The following is a 15532-nucleotide window of genomic DNA, read 5'->3' on the forward strand; positions in this document are numbered from 1 at the left end:
AAAAGTGAATGGCGAACAATAAAAAATCGGGGCATCTTTTAGAAAGTTGCCCCGATTTTATTTAGATAAGAATGACTTTTTGAATGGCTCTTTTATTTTATTTAATTTTAAAATAATAGTTTCTGTAAAAACCCAACCCGTGAAATGACTAAGAAATCTAGTAATCCGATAGCAATAATCGCGATGATGGCGGTCGGGAATATGATTGCCACTGCTAACAAAGGAATGGCAAACGGCCACCATATAGAAAAACTGAGACCACGCGCTGGTGGATTCAGTCCAACCTTTTCACTGGCATGACGTGGACGGCGTTGCCACCACATGATGTAACCGCTCACACAAATAGCAATAACCGATAAGCAAAATAGGACATTGACCAATACGCTCCACCATCCAAGCGTCCCCATATGAATAGCAATGCCTGCCGCCATAAATTTACCAAAAGCATTGTAATCATCAAAGCGGATATCTGCCAAAATATTGCCCGAATAACGATCGATATGTACCGTACGATCAGCCATTGGATTTTTCATATCATAGCTCATTGAGTCTTGGCTAATCGTCCAGACACCCGTATTACCCTGTGGCAGATTTAATTGGTAACGTCCGACAATACCAATCTCACGAGCAAATCGATCTACGGTATCGATCATAATCGGTATATTGGACGCGATACCATCCTTGCCAGCGACCGTGCCAGATGCTGGCATTGGTGTCAACTCAAGCACCCAAGGCACATCTTTGGTACTACCCGTATTTAGTGCATCACCATGCGTGGGTGCTGTGACTGGTGTTGCTCCATGAACGTGCGGCGTGGCTTCAGCGTTATTCATATCCATACCAACATGATGTTGACTGTGATCAATAGAAAGCGGCATTGGCGCAACGCCCCATTTGCCCGCAGGAAACTGACTCCAAGCCTGTACCATACGCTCGCCCCAGATGCCTGCCCATGCCATTCCTGAAATACAGAAAAACAGTAGCAACACAGATATCCAACTGCCCAATGTCGCATGAATGGTACGTATGAATGAGCGTTTTTTCTTATTATTTACAGCATCATTGGGTATAAGCATGGCTTTGAGTGATTTGCGTTTTTGCCACCACAGATACCAACCCGTTAGAATCATTAAAATCGTCAATGAGGCAGTGGTTTCTTGGATATAATCACCGACTTTGCCCAATAGTAAATCAGCATGAATATCATTAAAGGTATAGTACAGACCACTATTAGTCGGCGTGCTTTTAACGATATCAGCCGTATAAGGATTCACCGCCACCATATTCTCATGACTGGCTGACTTAACTTGAAACAAGGCAACGGTGTCCGTATCACGAGGCGCGATATATTTCACCAGCGTGCTGTTAGGTAAAGTGTTCAACGCGTTTTTAGCTTGCGTAGAAATAGGTGCCGTCACCACTGAATCTGGGGTGGTAATGGTGAGGCGATCATCATCACGACCTGCTATGTTAGACATCAACAGCATGCCAAGTGCGCTGCAAGCTAGGATAATTAGGAAAGGTGCTATAAACATTCCCGCATAAAAATGCCAACGCCATACCGTAAAATAGCGTTGAGTATTGGTTGATTGACTTGTGTGTTTGCTCATAAAGATGACCTTTAACAATCTTTGGTTGCTCAATGAACGACCTAGACCTATCAATAATAGTAATGAATCCTGTCTGCCGGTTGATCTAAAAGTTGATTCCAAATAGACGGCTGCATCATACGAGGAAACCGATTTAAACACCATCGTTTATAGCCAAAAATTATCGTCATATTAGGGCGTTTCTTCAATTTTCATGTTTGCATCATAGTCATCTTAATGGCTAAAAATGAGGCTACTTCACTCGACATCTTACTAAGAACGCTTTGTTTGTAAATTTTTAATGATAATGATAATCATTAATGTTATAATTCCTTTTCTCTCGCTTTCGGTATTTGATAACTTACAAGGAAATATGATGCGTTTTATCTCAACGTCTACATCCATTCGTCAAAAACGTTTAACTCTCGCCGTGCAACTGGGATTGGCAATGGGTTTGAGCCATGCAGCTTATGCTGAGACAATGCCGAATAACATCGAAAACAGTGTTGAGAACGATGTTGATAATGATGTTAATAATAATGAGACCGTGACACCATCGACCACCTTGGATACCATTACTGTCTATGCCGACAACTACCGCAGTACGGGCACCAAAACAGCGTTAGATCCTAATGATGCACCCATGAGCTATACGAGAATCGATCAAGCACTATTGCAAAAACGTCAAGCAGACAGCGTCAATGCAGCGTTACGTTATGAGCCAGGGGTGAGTACTGAGAGTCGCGGTACGGTGTCCATCTTTGATGAATACAATATTCGCGGTTTTAAAACTTACTCCAATTTTTACGATGGATTAAGACTGCCCTACGATGGGGCTTGGAATCTGATGCCGCAAGTCGATATCTACGCAACAGAAGCAGTCGAAGTGGTCAAAGGGCCAGCATCCTCACTCTATGGCTATGCATCTCCAGGTGGCATGGTCAATCAAGTCGCCAAAACCCCAAAAAGCACTCAAGCATCTGAGGTACAGTTGCGAGTGGGTAATCAAAACCTAAAAGAAGTGGCGGTCGATACGACAGAACCTATCTCAGACACGCTCAATTATCGACTGGTGGCGTTAAAACGACAAAAAGACGGGCAGATGCAGACCACAGAAGAAGAGCGCACACTGATCAATCCGTCACTGGAATGGCAACCGACAAAAGATGTGTCCGTTCTTGCCAATCTGTTTTATCAAGATGATCCAGAAATGGTGCCCTCCACCCCACTGCCTGCCGTTGGCACTGTCTACAATGCCAGCTATAGCAAATTGGGCAGTGACGCCTATGCCGGCGATGAGTGGAATCACTTCAGCAAAGAAGTATTTATGCCAAGTGTTACCATAAACTGGGATATCAATGATACGCTCACCTTTAAACATATCACGCGCTATACCGACGCCGACGCGCAGCAGCGTAATATGTACAACAGCGGGTTTGTAAGCGGTAGTGATAAGATACTAAATCGCGTGGCCTACACCACCGATGAGAGCATGAGCAACTGGACCACGGACAACCAGCTTGCTTATAAACTTAATACTGCTAATACTTCACATAACCTACTGTTTGGCGTTGAGTATCAAAAGACAGACAGTAGCGCCACTTATTATGATGCTGGCGCAGATGGCACGCCAAATCTTGACTTATCCAATCCAGATTTTTCGCAAATCAATGCCGATACCTTGCCTTTAGAGGCTTATCGTCAAAATGAAGACATTGAACAAAGCCAACTTGGTTTTTATGTACAAGATGAAATGAAATGGCAAGATTTGATAGTAGTAGCAGGCTTACGTCATGATAACTTTGATAGTATCACTAAGCAGACAAAGGCTTCTGAAGGTGCCATCTATAGTGATCAAACCATTGACAATGATGCCTCAAAAACCAGTGGTCGTCTCGCAGCTATCTATGACTTTGATAATGGTCTATCTCCTTATGCAAGCTACTCGCAGTCGTTTCAGCCAGTGGTCGGTAGTAACTTTATTACCAATGCGCCATTTAAGCCAACGACTGCCGATCAGCTAGAGGCTGGTGTCAAATATCTCTCTGCCAATCGCGCCACACAAGGAACATTAGCAGTATTTGATATCACTCAAAAAAACGTCGTGGTGGCTGACGAAATTAACTATAGAAGTCAAACACAAACGGGTGAAATCACCTCCAAAGGCTTTGAAGTCTCAGGCAGCCACATGCTCAACGACTGGGTAGATGTCGCGGCAAGCTACAGCTATACCGATGCTGAAATTACAGAAGATGAATTCAACCCTGATGTGGTTGGCAATACCCCTGCGCAAACGGCTAAGCACAAGGCAACATTGTGGACAGATTATTATGCTTCAGACAAGCTCAGTCTCAATGCTGGCGTACGCTATGAAGGCGGTATGCAACTTGACAAACAGAACTCAGACGAATTACCAAGCGTGACTTTGGTAGATATTGGCGGTAATTATCAAATCAATCCGATGCTCACTGTCGGCGCGAGTATCAACAATCTCTTTGATAAGACCTATGTCGGCGCTTGTTATGATATTAACAATTGCTGGATGGGACCTGAGCGCCAAATGTCCGTCAGCCTAAAAGCCAATTTTTAGGCAATGTAGAACTTACCATTACTAGAGAATATCAATCTTATAGAGTGGTCTCATCTCAAATGATGACCTAAACTATCAAATAGTTAAATGAAGGAAAGTATTAATATGGCAAAACCTACCCCAAGAATGCTAGATGTAATTGGCAGTAAATACCTCACGCCACATATGTGCCGTGTCACGCTTGGCGGTGCTGGACTGACTGATTTTCCGGCAGATCAAGAAAGCGCGTACATTAAGCTGATATTCCCTCAAGGCGATGAGGCTCGACCATTGATGCGCACCTATACCGTCAGCGTTCAACGTGATGACGAAATAGATGTCGATTTTGCGTTGCATGAGACAGAAGGCCCTGCTTCAGCATGGGCACGTAACGCCCAAGTGGGCGAGCAAATATTGGTAGGCGGCCCTGGACCGAAGAAGCTGATTAACAATGAGGCTGATTGGTTTTTATTGATCGGTGATATGACAGCGCTGCCGGCGATTACCGTCAATCTTGCCCAGCTACCTGCTGACGCACGCGGCTATGCAGTCCTTGAGATTACCAATGAAGCAGATAAGCAACTACTCAAGAAGCCAGACAACCTTGACATTCATTGGGTGATAAACACGCATCCAAATGCAGAAACTAGCCCATTACTTGATCGCGTTAAAACGCTTACGTGGCTAGCAGGACAACCTGCTGTTTGGGCAGCTTGCGAGTTCCATAGTATGCGCGCCCTACGCCATTACTTTAAGGTAGATCGCCCAATACCAAAAACGCATTTGTACATATCTAGCTATTGGAAAGTCGATAGTACAGAAGACCAGCATAAAATTGTCAAACGAGAGGATGCCCAAAGTATAGAATGATAAGCAATGACGTTTTGTATTTTTGAACTATTTTGAAAGCGGTTTAAATAATGATTGATAAATTTTGCGTTACTAATCATTACCCCACTGCTTATATATTTTTGTTGGCTAAATAAAAGTATAGTGACAAAATATAGTGACATTGTAGAATATGAGCAGCTGGTGAGCTGCTCATAAAATGTGATCACTACCCTTACAACCCTATCACTTGCATTAAATGCCCTGTCTTGAGATACACTGTAGCTCCTTCAGATCCTGCCTGTATTTGCGCATGCTCACCTGCTGGCAGACGTATCCAGCCGCCGCGCTGATAAACTTGACCCTCATCTATCAACTCACCTGCTAATACCAGTATTTCTGCACCGCCACAGACTGCCTCATTAAACAGTAACTCGCCTGCCTTGATACGCTGCAAACTCACTTGCTCATTATCACCTGAGAATAGAGGACAAACATCACGGCTGCCCTGCTGTTGCCAATGAGCCTTATCTTTAGTATCGATAGCCACATAATGAGGTTCATCAGCTGGCATTTGACGTAGCTTGACGAAAATCACTGCGCCTTCATCACTATAGGGCTTGTGTCCTGAGGTCGGTGGATTGCGCAAATACCAACCTGCTGGGTAATGTTTGTCATCTGCAGAAAAAGTACCTAACAATACTAAAATCTCTTCACCACCCGGATGTAGATGATGCGGAAAATAAGAATTGGGCGCATAGCGTACAAGGCTAGTGGCACGTGCTTTTTCTGCACCCACACGGTCAAGCATCACGCGCTCTACCCTATTTTGTGGTGACTTAATCCACTGGTGTTGCTCAGGTGTAAGGGCAGCGCGGCGAGTAAAGTCTGCATGAATAAGCATAAGCCATGTCCAAAAATAGTATGATGAGATGATCCTTTAGCAAACGTCAGATATGATTATTGAACGTTATCGACAGCTAAAGGCGCAATGATTGCACCTCGCTATTATAAACCTTACCGAGTTTTCAACGTACTAAAATCACAGGAGATAGCGTGCTGGCGATAATTTCTGTCGTGGTACTACCAAGAAATAATTGTTGCAATTTCGAATGCCCGTAAGCACCCACCACCATGATATCAATGTGGTTTTCTACCTGAAATCTTAACAAGCCATCAACGGCATCGGAGGCAGATAAATGATGTGCCGCGACGCTAAAACCTGCATCCTCCAATTGTGCCGCTGCGGCGCTTAAGCTCTGTTTTGACGCGTCGTTATGATTGCCTATCATGACGATATGACCTTGCAATCCTTTTAGCACAGGACTTCTCGCAACCATCCATGCTGCTTTAATAGCGGTTTTGCTACCATCAAAAGCTATCATATATGAGCTAGGCTCTTTGAACGTCTCTGAGCAAATCAATATAGGAACGTCAGATGCGCGGGCAATGGTTTCGATTTGGCTACCGATATTAATACGGCTGCTTTTGTGATCTTCACCTCGGCGTCCCATGACGATGGCACGATTTTCTGCTTTAAAATGCTCAATGGCTGGTAACAGCTTGCCGCGACGTTGATAGATACGAATATCGACCTGAGTAAAGTTACCTTGGATATGGCTTTTTGCATCTTGTACCAACGCATTGCTATAACTGTTCACCACCTTCGCTCTTTGCTCGTCTAACTGTGTCAATTCCTCCAATAAAAACTGGCGGCTATTGACTCCTATTGCGCCTGACAAATCGCGTCTGGTCGAGGCTGGAACCTCACTCACATGCAACAACGCTACGGGTAAATTTAACTTACTGGCATACCATGCTGCATAGTCACAAACCGATTCAGTCACTGCCGAGCCGTCTATACAGGCTAAAATGTGCTGTGATGTTGTCATATTCCGTCCTTACATTTAACGATTTAATCCTATACAGCTTTCTATGCCCACTATAAATATGGTCACCGAAAAACATAGTTACCAATGAACATAGTTACCAAAAAATATAACGGCAAAAAAAGCGTATCCATTCCCTTGATAATAACCAATTTAAACAGCTTCAGCCAGCGATGTGTGCCCACTTCTACCATAATTAAAAAAAGTCTTGTCATCGTCTAACAACATGCCGTAGCGAATTTTGCTACAATGGTTTTTTAGCATTTATGATTTAAGTATCCTTATCTAGGTGATGGAATTATGGCAAAAAATGCCCTACAGGCTCAGTTATTAAAAGCGGGATTGGTGGATAGCAAAAAAGCCAAGAAAATCAGCAAGCAGACTCAGCATGCCAAGCGTACTGGTGACTCAGAAAGCATGGAAGCGAAAAAAGCGTTGGCAGAAGCCCAAGCAAAAAAACTAGAGAAAGATCAAAAGCTCAATCAAGAAAAACAACGTATTTTAGAAGAGAAGATGCTCAAGGCCAATATCGTACAGATGATTAAGCAGCATCAGATTGCCGATACCAATGGCGATGTCAATTATCAATTTGTCGATAATACTAAGGTTAAAAAAATCTTTGTCACTCAAAAACTATATGAGCAAATCGTCGCTGGTCATGTGGTGATTGCACGCTTAGAAGAAGGCTATGCCCTCCTTCCTCGTCCGTTGGCAGATCGCATCGATGCAAAAATGGAGGGCTTCATGGTCGTGTCTAACGATACATCAGAAGAAGTGCTAGCAGAAGATGATCCTTATGCCGCCTATGTGATTCCAGATGACTTAATGTGGTAACCGCTTAATTTCACCACACTTATGATGTCAGCCAAAAGCCTTTCATAGACTGAAATAGTCCATGAAGGGCTTTTTATTGTACGAAAAGCGACCACCTTTAACCCAGCATTGCTGCTTTGGTTGAAAAACGTAACGATGCTCTGGAACGGTAGCATGCTTGAGGCTACGAACTTGAACAACCATTCAATAACAACTACAATGCGGTTTATTGACCTACTGAGCGTTAGTATTTTGTCTAATTTTGAGTAATCACTCAAAATAAACACTTTATTCATGCTTACTGCCTGACAATAGTAGTCATTGCCATATATGTCATTGATTAGACTTGCCAAGCTCTTTTGCACTCACTTTTAACGCTTATTAAGAATAAATAACTTATGCCAAAACATCTCCCTCTTTCACTGTTATTGCTTCGACTGGGTATTTTCATTGTTTTTTTAGTCTGGACTTTAGATAAGCTTATTAATCCTGATCATGCCGCAGGCGTCTTTTCTAGTTTTTATGGTTTTGAAAGTATAGGCGACACCGTGTTTTATGTCATTGGCGCGGCTCAATTCATCCTCATTCTGTTGTTTGTCACAGGATTATTCAAAACTTGGACTTACGGCATTATCTTGCTACTTCATACGATTTCGACGTTCTCAACCTTCGGCTTATACCTCAAGCCTTTTGATAACTTGTTGTTCTTTGCAGCATGGCCGATGTTGGCTGCGTGTTTGGCGCTTTTCTTAATGAGAGATTGGGATACCTTAACCTTGGGCAAAAAAGTTTCTTTAGCCTAAACATCAGTCATATTTATCGTTAGATTGGGCTGGATTGAACATGCAAGAATATAAATACTAGCCTACGAAACTCAAGCTCTATACTATGAAGACTACTAAGTTAGCTGTTTTATTGTATATAAATGCACAAACCATGCAAAAAACTTAACGCAATTGTCGTTACCACTAACTTGTCATTACCACTAACATGGTCAAGGTTCTTAATCATAAAAGAATGACGATGACTTTAGCCTTCGCTCTACTACTTAGCCGGATATTTTATGATTAAAAGAATATTGTTAATACTGTTAATATTAATATTAGCAGCAAGCTTTTTCTACTTTGACCTCAATCAATTATTGACGCTTGACGGCTTAAAAGGCTCAATGGCACAATTTAACGACTATAAAACGCAATCACCACTATTGATTATCGGTGGATTCTTTTTACTTTATATCGTTGTCACCGCCCTATCCTTACCTGGCGCTGCTATTTTAACCTTGGCAGCTGGCGCATTATTTGGTTTATGGCAAGGCTTATTGGTCGCCTCATTTGCCTCCAGTATTGGTGCGACACTCGCCTTTTTAACCTCACGTTATTTACTGCGTGATACGATTAAGCAGCGCTTTCCTGAGCGCTTAGCAGCCATTGATGCTGGCGTTGAAAAAGAAGGCGGATTTTACTTATTTACCCTACGCTTAGTGCCGATATTTCCGTTCTTTTTGATTAACCTATTGATGGGTGTCACCGCGATTAAAGCGAGGACATTCTACTGGGTAAGCCAAGTTGGTATGCTCGCAGGTACTTTTGTATTCGTTAATGCTGGTACGCAGTTGGCGCAAATCGACAGTTTGTCGGGGATTTTATCGTTTAATTTGATTGTCTCATTTGCGTTGTTAGGTTTTTTCCCATTAATCGCAAAAGGCATATTAAATATGCTAAAAAAACGCCGCGTCTATAAAAACTATAGCAAACCTAAAAAATTCGACCGTAATATGATCGTAATTGGCGCAGGTGCTGGCGGACTAGTGACCAGCTATATCGCGGCGACCGTCCGAGCAAAAGTGACCTTAATTGAAGCGGGTGAGATGGGCGGTGACTGCTTAAACTATGGCTGTGTACCCAGTAAAGCCCTCATTAAAAGCGCAAAAGTGGCAGAACAAATGCGCCATGCTGAGCGTTACGGCTTGGAAAATACCCCACCAGAATTTTCATTTAAGAACGTCATGACCCGCATCCATAAAGTCATCGCTGACATCGCGCCAAATGACAGCGTCGAGCGTTATACGGACTTGGGTGTCGAAGTATTAAAAGGCTATGCCAAATTCATCGACCCGTGGACAGTAGAGATTGCGCTAAACGATGGCGGCACGCAAACACTCACCGCACGTTCCATCGTTATCGCTACTGGTGCGCGCCCATTTATCCCAGATTTGCCGGGTTTGGAAGAAACCGGCTATGTGACCAGCGACACCATATGGAATAAATTTACCGAATTAGAAGCAGCGCCGAAAAAGCTGGTCGTACTTGGTGGTGGGCCAATTGGCTCTGAGCTGGCGCAAGCCTTTGCCCGCTTAGGCTCCGATGTGACCCAGATCGAAAGAGGCGCGCGTCTTATGAAAAAAGAAGACGTGGAAGTCTCTGAATTTGCACAGAAAGTCCTCGTTGAGAGCGGCGTAAATGTCTTAACCTCGCATCAAGCGATTCGTTGTGAAGCGCGCGATGGTAAAAAGTTCATTATCGTTGAAGCGCAAGGCGGCCGTACCGTTAAGCAAGACCGTCAAAACAAGCAAGAAATCGCGATTGAATATGACGAATTGCTTTGTGCCGTTGGACGTAGTGCCCGCTTAGAAAGTTATGGTCTTGAAGATTTGGGCATCGAAACGAAGCGTACGATTGATACCGATGACTATTTAGAAACCCTTTACCCTAATATCTACGCCGCTGGTGATGTCGCTGGTCCTTATCAATTTACCCATGTGGCCTCCCATCAGGCATGGTACGCTGCCGTAAATGGTTTATTTGGACATCTAAAGAAATTTAAAGTAGATTACCGCGTCATTCCATGGACAACTTTTATTGATCCAGAAGTCGCACGCGTTGGCTTAAATGAGCAAGAGGCTGTTGAAAAAGGCATCGATTTTGAGATTACCCGCTACGACTTTAAAGACTTAGATCGAGCGGTAACTGAAAGCGCCAATGCTGGTTTTATCAAAGTCATTACGCCTAAAGGCAAAGATAAAATACTCGGCGTGACCATCGTCGCTGAACATGCTGGGGATATCATGCCGGAATTTATACTAGCGATGAAACATGGCTTAGGATTGAACAAAATACTCGGCACTATCCATATGTATCCAACGTGGGCAGAGGGCAATAAGTACGCTGCTGGTGAATGGAAACGCAATCATGCGCCCGAAACGATATTAAACTTACTTGAGAAATACCAGACATGGCGTCGAGGCTAGTTGAATTTTTATTAACTGCGCTAAAAACATATCATCATAACGGAAACTTAAATGTACGTTATTAAATCTTTACCAGCTTTGGCAATGTTAAAAAATCTAAGCCGCTATAGCGCCTATGCTATGGTGCTTAGCGTTTGTGTTGGTATATCAGCAAGCACTGCCTCACCCACTACTGGTAACCTTAATCAAAATTTATCATCTTGGCAGCAAATAGAGGCGCAAGGGGAAAACCAAGACGTCTACTTTTATGCATGGGGCGGTGACCCGCAGATCAACGCTTATCTACAGTGGGCAGCCAAGCAAGTCAATGATAAATATAATATTAACTTGGTTCATGTTAAATTAAGCGACACTAGTGAAGCCGTCAGCCGTGTACTCGCAGAAAAGTCCGCCAACAATAATGATAAAGGCAGCGTTGACCTCATCTGGATAAATGGTGCCAACTTTGCCACCATGAGTGAGAATTCATTATTGCTGAAACAGTGGGCAAATAAGCTGCCTAACTTTGCCTTGACCGATCCAGACAATAACCCGGCCGTTAACTTTGATTTTGGTGTACCAACCAATGGTATGGAAGCGCCATGGGGACAAGCCTCGCTGACTTTTTATTACGACAGCTTATCAACTAACAAATCACCAACCACTTTAAATCAGCTAGTCAATTGGACAGCGCAAAACCCCGGACGATTTAGCTATCCAAAGCCGCCTGACTTTTTAGGCATGAGCTTTTTAAAATATGCCTTAGTCATGCTACACGAGCAACATGATGCTAAAACAGGTGAAAATACCAAGGCACAGCTCAACCTGCCAGCCACTGAGCAAAATACAGATATTATATTAGCTCCTTTATGGACGTTTTTAGATGACTTGCATCCCACCTTATGGCGCAAGGGTGAGCAATTTGTGCAAACGGGCGCGCACATGCGGCGTTTGGTCGATGATACCGAGCTGAGTTTGGCCTTTACTTTTTCTGCACCTGAAGTACCCGCGGCCGTGCAGCGTTATGACTTACCCGAGAGCATTCGTAGCTATGCAATGAGTGATGGCAGCTTAAGTAACACCCATTTTGTGGCCATTCCTTATAACGCCAGCCATCCGCAAGCCGCGCAGCTAGTGGCAAACTTTTTAATGAGCCCAGAAGCACAGGCCAAAAAGCAAACCTCTGATATATGGGGTGATAAAACCGTACTCGTTCCCTCTACGCTCAATCCTGAACAACAAGCGCTATTCAAAGACAATAAACCACACCCTAGCGCCCTGCCCTTTGATAGCATCAAACGTACCGTGAGTGAACCACATCCAAGCTGGGTTGATGCCATTATGCAAGGCTGGCAAGCGCGTTATGGGGTCAGCCCATGAGTAAAAATACTAATAATAAAACGGCAAAAGAAAAAGTCCATTCTGCAACAATTACTGGCATAACCGCGCCTTATAAAACTGATCTATTTACGCGTATCGTCTCCTTGAGTCCGACATTTTTACTGCTGCTACTGATATTGCCGGTACTCGGTGGTTTGGTTTGCGTGCTGTTACCTGCCTTTAGCTGGGTGCCTGCACTTGAGCAAACGACTGTTAGTCTACAAGGCTTTCATGATCTTTGGCAGACGCCTGGTCTTACTCAAATGGTCGCTTTAAGTATCGCTACTGGATTGATAAGTACGTTACTCGCTTTTGTCATGACCTTAATGATTTTGGCGGCGTTTTTTAATAGCGTTTGGCTGACCCGTATTGAGCATTTACTTAGTCCAATCTTGGTCATTCCTCATGCAGCAGCAGCCATTGCGGTTGGTTTTTTAATTGCGCCTTCTGGTATGTTTTCACGCCTTATATCACCATGGCTAAGTGGCTGGGAATTGGCTCCAGACGGTATATTTCCACATGACCCCTACGGCATCAGTATTATCTTGGGTTTGACGTTGAAAGAGCTGCCATTTTTATTACTCATGGCACTAGGCGCTTTGGCACAACCAGAGCTTGGTAAAAAGCTACGTCAGCAGTATAAAGTCGCGTTAAATCTCGGCTATTACCCCATTACTGCCTTTTTTAAAGCGGTACTTCCTGTCCTCTATCCTTTTTTACGTTTGCCTATCTTAGCCGTGCTCGCCTATGCTAGTGCCAGCGTAGAGATGCCATTGATACTCGGTCCAAACACGCCGCCAACGCTGGCGGTCACTATCATGCAATGGTTTAACGATGTTGATTTAAACTTACGTATAAAAGCCTCGGCGGGCGCGTTATTACAGCTCGCTTTGACGGGTAGTTTAATCGCCTTGTGGCTTGGTAGCGAGAGAGCAATAAAAAATTGCTTTAATCGCACGTTGGTCAATGGCAAGCGCAGCTATGCCGATGCACTATGGCAAAAAATCACCGCAGCGTTGACCGCTGTGGTGATTGGCTTTATCTTGCTAGCGCTCATTGGGCTGGTAATGTGGTCAGTGGCTGGTTTTTGGCGCTTTCCAGCCGTATTGCCAGAGCAGTTGGTGTTATTGCATTTTCAAAGCGCCTTTACGCAAATGAGTACGCCATTATTTAATACCATTACGATCGGTATCGTGAGTACGATATTTGCCATTGTGCTGACATTGTTATGTTTGGAAGCTGAGCAATTAAGTCAAAAGCCACTTTCAACATTTACCAGTTTTATTATCTATTTACCGCTATTAGTGCCCAGTATTGCCTTTCTATTTGGGTTGGTTTGGCTACAGCAACTGGTGAATAATCAAACGGCATTTTTTAATGTGGCATTTGCCCATCTGCTCTTTGTGCTGCCCTATGTGTTTTTATCGCTTGCTAGCAGTTATCGACGTCTAGACCCTCGTTTTGCTCATGTAGCGGCAAGCCTTGGTGCAACTCCTGCTAGAGTATTTTTGCAGGTGAAATTACCACAACTGTTTGCGCCGTTGTTAATTGCCATTGCCCTTGGTTTAGCCATTAGCTTTGGTCAATACTTACCGACATTATTGGCAGGTGGCGGACGAATCGCCACCATCACCACAGAAGCCGTAACCCTCGCTAATGGTGCCAGTAGACGCACCAGTGCAGTGTATGCCATCATCCAAATGGCGCTACCCTTAGTTGGCTTTATATTGGCGTGGATATTGCCAAAGTACTTCTTTAAAAGTGGTAAAAATAGCAGCCGTTAAAACGTTTTTTAAAATATATTCGTTTTGAAGAGCACTGATTCTAAATAGCACTAATTTTGAAAATACCTAATAATAAAAACGCAAAGAAAAGGGCCTTTGATGCAATCCTCTTTACAGATAAAAAACTTACAGTTATATCGAAAAGGCGAGCTACTACTCAGCCTAGATGAGCAGATTGCTGGTGGTGAAATACTAACCATCATGGGTCCATCTGGCAGTGGTAAATCGAGTTTATTGAATTGGCTCACAGGTATATTGCCAAATGGTTTTACCGCTATTGGTGAGGTCTGGTTAAATGATGAAAATGTAAGCCATCTGCCGACGCATCTGCGGCATATTGGGGTACTGTATCAAGATGCCCTACTGTTTTCGCATTTATCGGTCGCAGGTAATATTGCGTTTGCGATGCCTAAAAGTAATAAAAACAGCAATAAAAAACAGCGCCGTGAAAAAATAGAACAAGCGCTGGCACAAGTGGGGCTAGCAGGCATGGGAGATCGCCATCCTGATAATTTATCGGGCGGACAACAAGCACGAGTGGCGCTACTGCGCACCTTGCTCAGCGCACCAAAAGCGATACTACTTGATGAGCCTTTTAGCAAGCTTGATACCCAACTTCGAGTAGATACGCGGCAACTGGTGTTTGAGCAAATCCGCACTCATAAACTTCCCGCCATCATGGTCACGCACGATTATAGCGATGCTGAGGCCGCAAACGGTAAAGTTATTCATTTAGACCTGTAGTTTTAGGCTTATACTTTTAAACTTGTAGATCTAAATTCTAAACATCAAAGCGAAATACAAAAGGCAAGCGCATGCTAGATAAATTTCTTACGCCCATGATTAAGCCGATACTAAGCCCTGTCGTCGTTGTCTTGCACAAACGCGGTATTACGGCTGATCAACTCACGGTGGCAGGCTTTTTAATCGGTATGTTAGCGGTGCCATTACTGGCGTTTGAGCTTTGGTATGGCGCACTGGCAGCCATTGCATTAAATCGTATTTTTGATGGTCTTGATGGCGCTTTAGCCCGTTATGCAAAGCAAAGCTCTAGCGCAGGCGGCTACTTAGATATTACGCTCGACTTTTTATTTTATGCCGCCATCCCGCTGGGTTTTATATTGGCAAATCCTGAACAGAATGCCATTGCTGGCGCTTTATTACTCGCGACCTTTATTGGCACAGGCTCTAGCTTCTTAGCGTTTGCCATTGCTGCGGAAAAGTTTACACTGAATAAACCGCAGTTTAAATATAAGAGTTTTTATTATTTAAACGGTTTGACTGAGGGCACCGAAACCATCGCACTGTTTGTCGCTTTTTGCCTGTGGCCACAGCACTTTGTATTACTCGCCAGCATTTTTGCCACTGCTTGCGCAATTACGATTTTTACCCGTATCCATGGTGGCTACCATACCCTTAAACAGCTAGAAATAGATAAAAACAGTATATAA

Annotated in this window: 12 protein-coding genes; 9 read left to right on the plus strand and 3 right to left on the minus strand. The window is 43.7% G+C overall.

Translation table 11 applies throughout. From position 1 onward, the window contains the following. Nucleotides 1–107: 107 nt before the first annotated feature. Entirely contained in the window at nucleotides 108–1610 is a 1503-nt protein-coding gene (locus ACT3S4_RS00085) for a PepSY-associated TM helix domain-containing protein (protein ID WP_087814184.1), read from the minus strand. Between the two features lie 355 nt (nucleotides 1611–1965). On the opposite strand from ACT3S4_RS00085, the gene ACT3S4_RS00090 reads away from it, so the two are divergent. Continuing rightward, nucleotides 1966–4179 (plus strand): TonB-dependent siderophore receptor, encoded by a 2214-nt coding sequence (locus tag ACT3S4_RS00090; protein ID WP_087814185.1) that lies wholly within the window; start codon nucleotides 1966–1968, stop codon nucleotides 4177–4179. Nucleotides 4180–4284: 105 nt separating this feature from the next. Further along, nucleotides 4285–5028 carry a siderophore-interacting protein gene (locus tag ACT3S4_RS00095; protein WP_087814186.1) on the plus strand — a complete coding sequence of 248 codons (744 nt, stop codon included), beginning with the start codon at nucleotides 4285–4287 and terminating at the stop codon, nucleotides 5026–5028. Nucleotides 5029–5221: 193 nt separating this feature from the next. Here the strand turns inward: ACT3S4_RS00095 and ACT3S4_RS00100 are convergent, their stop codons facing one another. Together ACT3S4_RS00100 and ACT3S4_RS00105 are read right to left on the minus strand one after the other, a co-directional pair. Next, nucleotides 5222–5890 (minus strand): cupin domain-containing protein, encoded by a 669-nt coding sequence (locus tag ACT3S4_RS00100; protein WP_087814187.1) that lies wholly within the window; start codon nucleotides 5888–5890, stop codon nucleotides 5222–5224. A 124-nt stretch (nucleotides 5891–6014) separates the two neighbouring features. Beyond that, a complete protein-coding gene (locus ACT3S4_RS00105) occupies nucleotides 6015–6878 on the minus strand; it encodes a universal stress protein (protein ID WP_444760147.1) in 864 nt (287 codons plus the stop codon). A 297-nt stretch (nucleotides 6879–7175) separates the two neighbouring features. On the opposite strand from ACT3S4_RS00105, the gene ACT3S4_RS00110 reads away from it, so the two are divergent. The 7 genes from ACT3S4_RS00110 to ACT3S4_RS00140 all read left to right on the plus strand — a co-directional run bounded on the left by ACT3S4_RS00110 (nucleotide 7176) and on the right by ACT3S4_RS00140 (nucleotide 15532). Beyond that, entirely contained in the window at nucleotides 7176–7709 is a 534-nt protein-coding gene (locus ACT3S4_RS00110) for a DUF2058 domain-containing protein (protein WP_201540341.1), read from the plus strand. Between the two features lie 377 nt (nucleotides 7710–8086). Then, the gene (locus ACT3S4_RS00115; RefSeq protein ID WP_444760148.1) at nucleotides 8087–8491 is read left to right on the plus strand and encodes a hypothetical protein; all 405 of its coding nucleotides are present in this window, start codon (nucleotides 8087–8089) and stop codon (nucleotides 8489–8491) included. Between the two features lie 260 nt (nucleotides 8492–8751). Then, the gene (locus tag ACT3S4_RS00120; RefSeq protein ID WP_444760149.1) at nucleotides 8752–10938 is read left to right on the plus strand and encodes an FAD-dependent oxidoreductase; all 2187 of its coding nucleotides are present in this window, start codon (nucleotides 8752–8754) and stop codon (nucleotides 10936–10938) included. 51 nt (nucleotides 10939–10989) lie between these two features. Continuing rightward, the gene (locus tag ACT3S4_RS00125) at nucleotides 10990–12297 is read left to right on the plus strand and encodes an ABC transporter substrate-binding protein (RefSeq protein WP_087814192.1); all 1308 of its coding nucleotides are present in this window, start codon (nucleotides 10990–10992) and stop codon (nucleotides 12295–12297) included. After that, the gene (locus ACT3S4_RS00130; protein ID WP_228244490.1) at nucleotides 12294–14081 is read left to right on the plus strand and encodes an ABC transporter permease; all 1788 of its coding nucleotides are present in this window, start codon (nucleotides 12294–12296) and stop codon (nucleotides 14079–14081) included. Before ACT3S4_RS00125 ends, ACT3S4_RS00130 begins: the two co-directional genes overlap by 4 nt. Nucleotides 14082–14180: 99 nt before the next feature. Beyond that, on the plus strand, nucleotides 14181–14825 hold the full coding sequence (locus ACT3S4_RS00135; protein WP_087814193.1) for an ATP-binding cassette domain-containing protein: 645 nt from the start codon (nucleotides 14181–14183) through the stop codon (nucleotides 14823–14825). Between the two features lie 71 nt (nucleotides 14826–14896). Then, on the plus strand, nucleotides 14897–15532 hold the full coding sequence (locus ACT3S4_RS00140; RefSeq protein ID WP_087814194.1) for a CDP-alcohol phosphatidyltransferase family protein: 636 nt from the start codon (nucleotides 14897–14899) through the stop codon (nucleotides 15530–15532).

This window comes from Psychrobacter sp. AOP30-A2-5, from assembly GCF_052378115.1.
Classification (GTDB): domain Bacteria; phylum Pseudomonadota; class Gammaproteobacteria; order Pseudomonadales; family Moraxellaceae; genus Psychrobacter.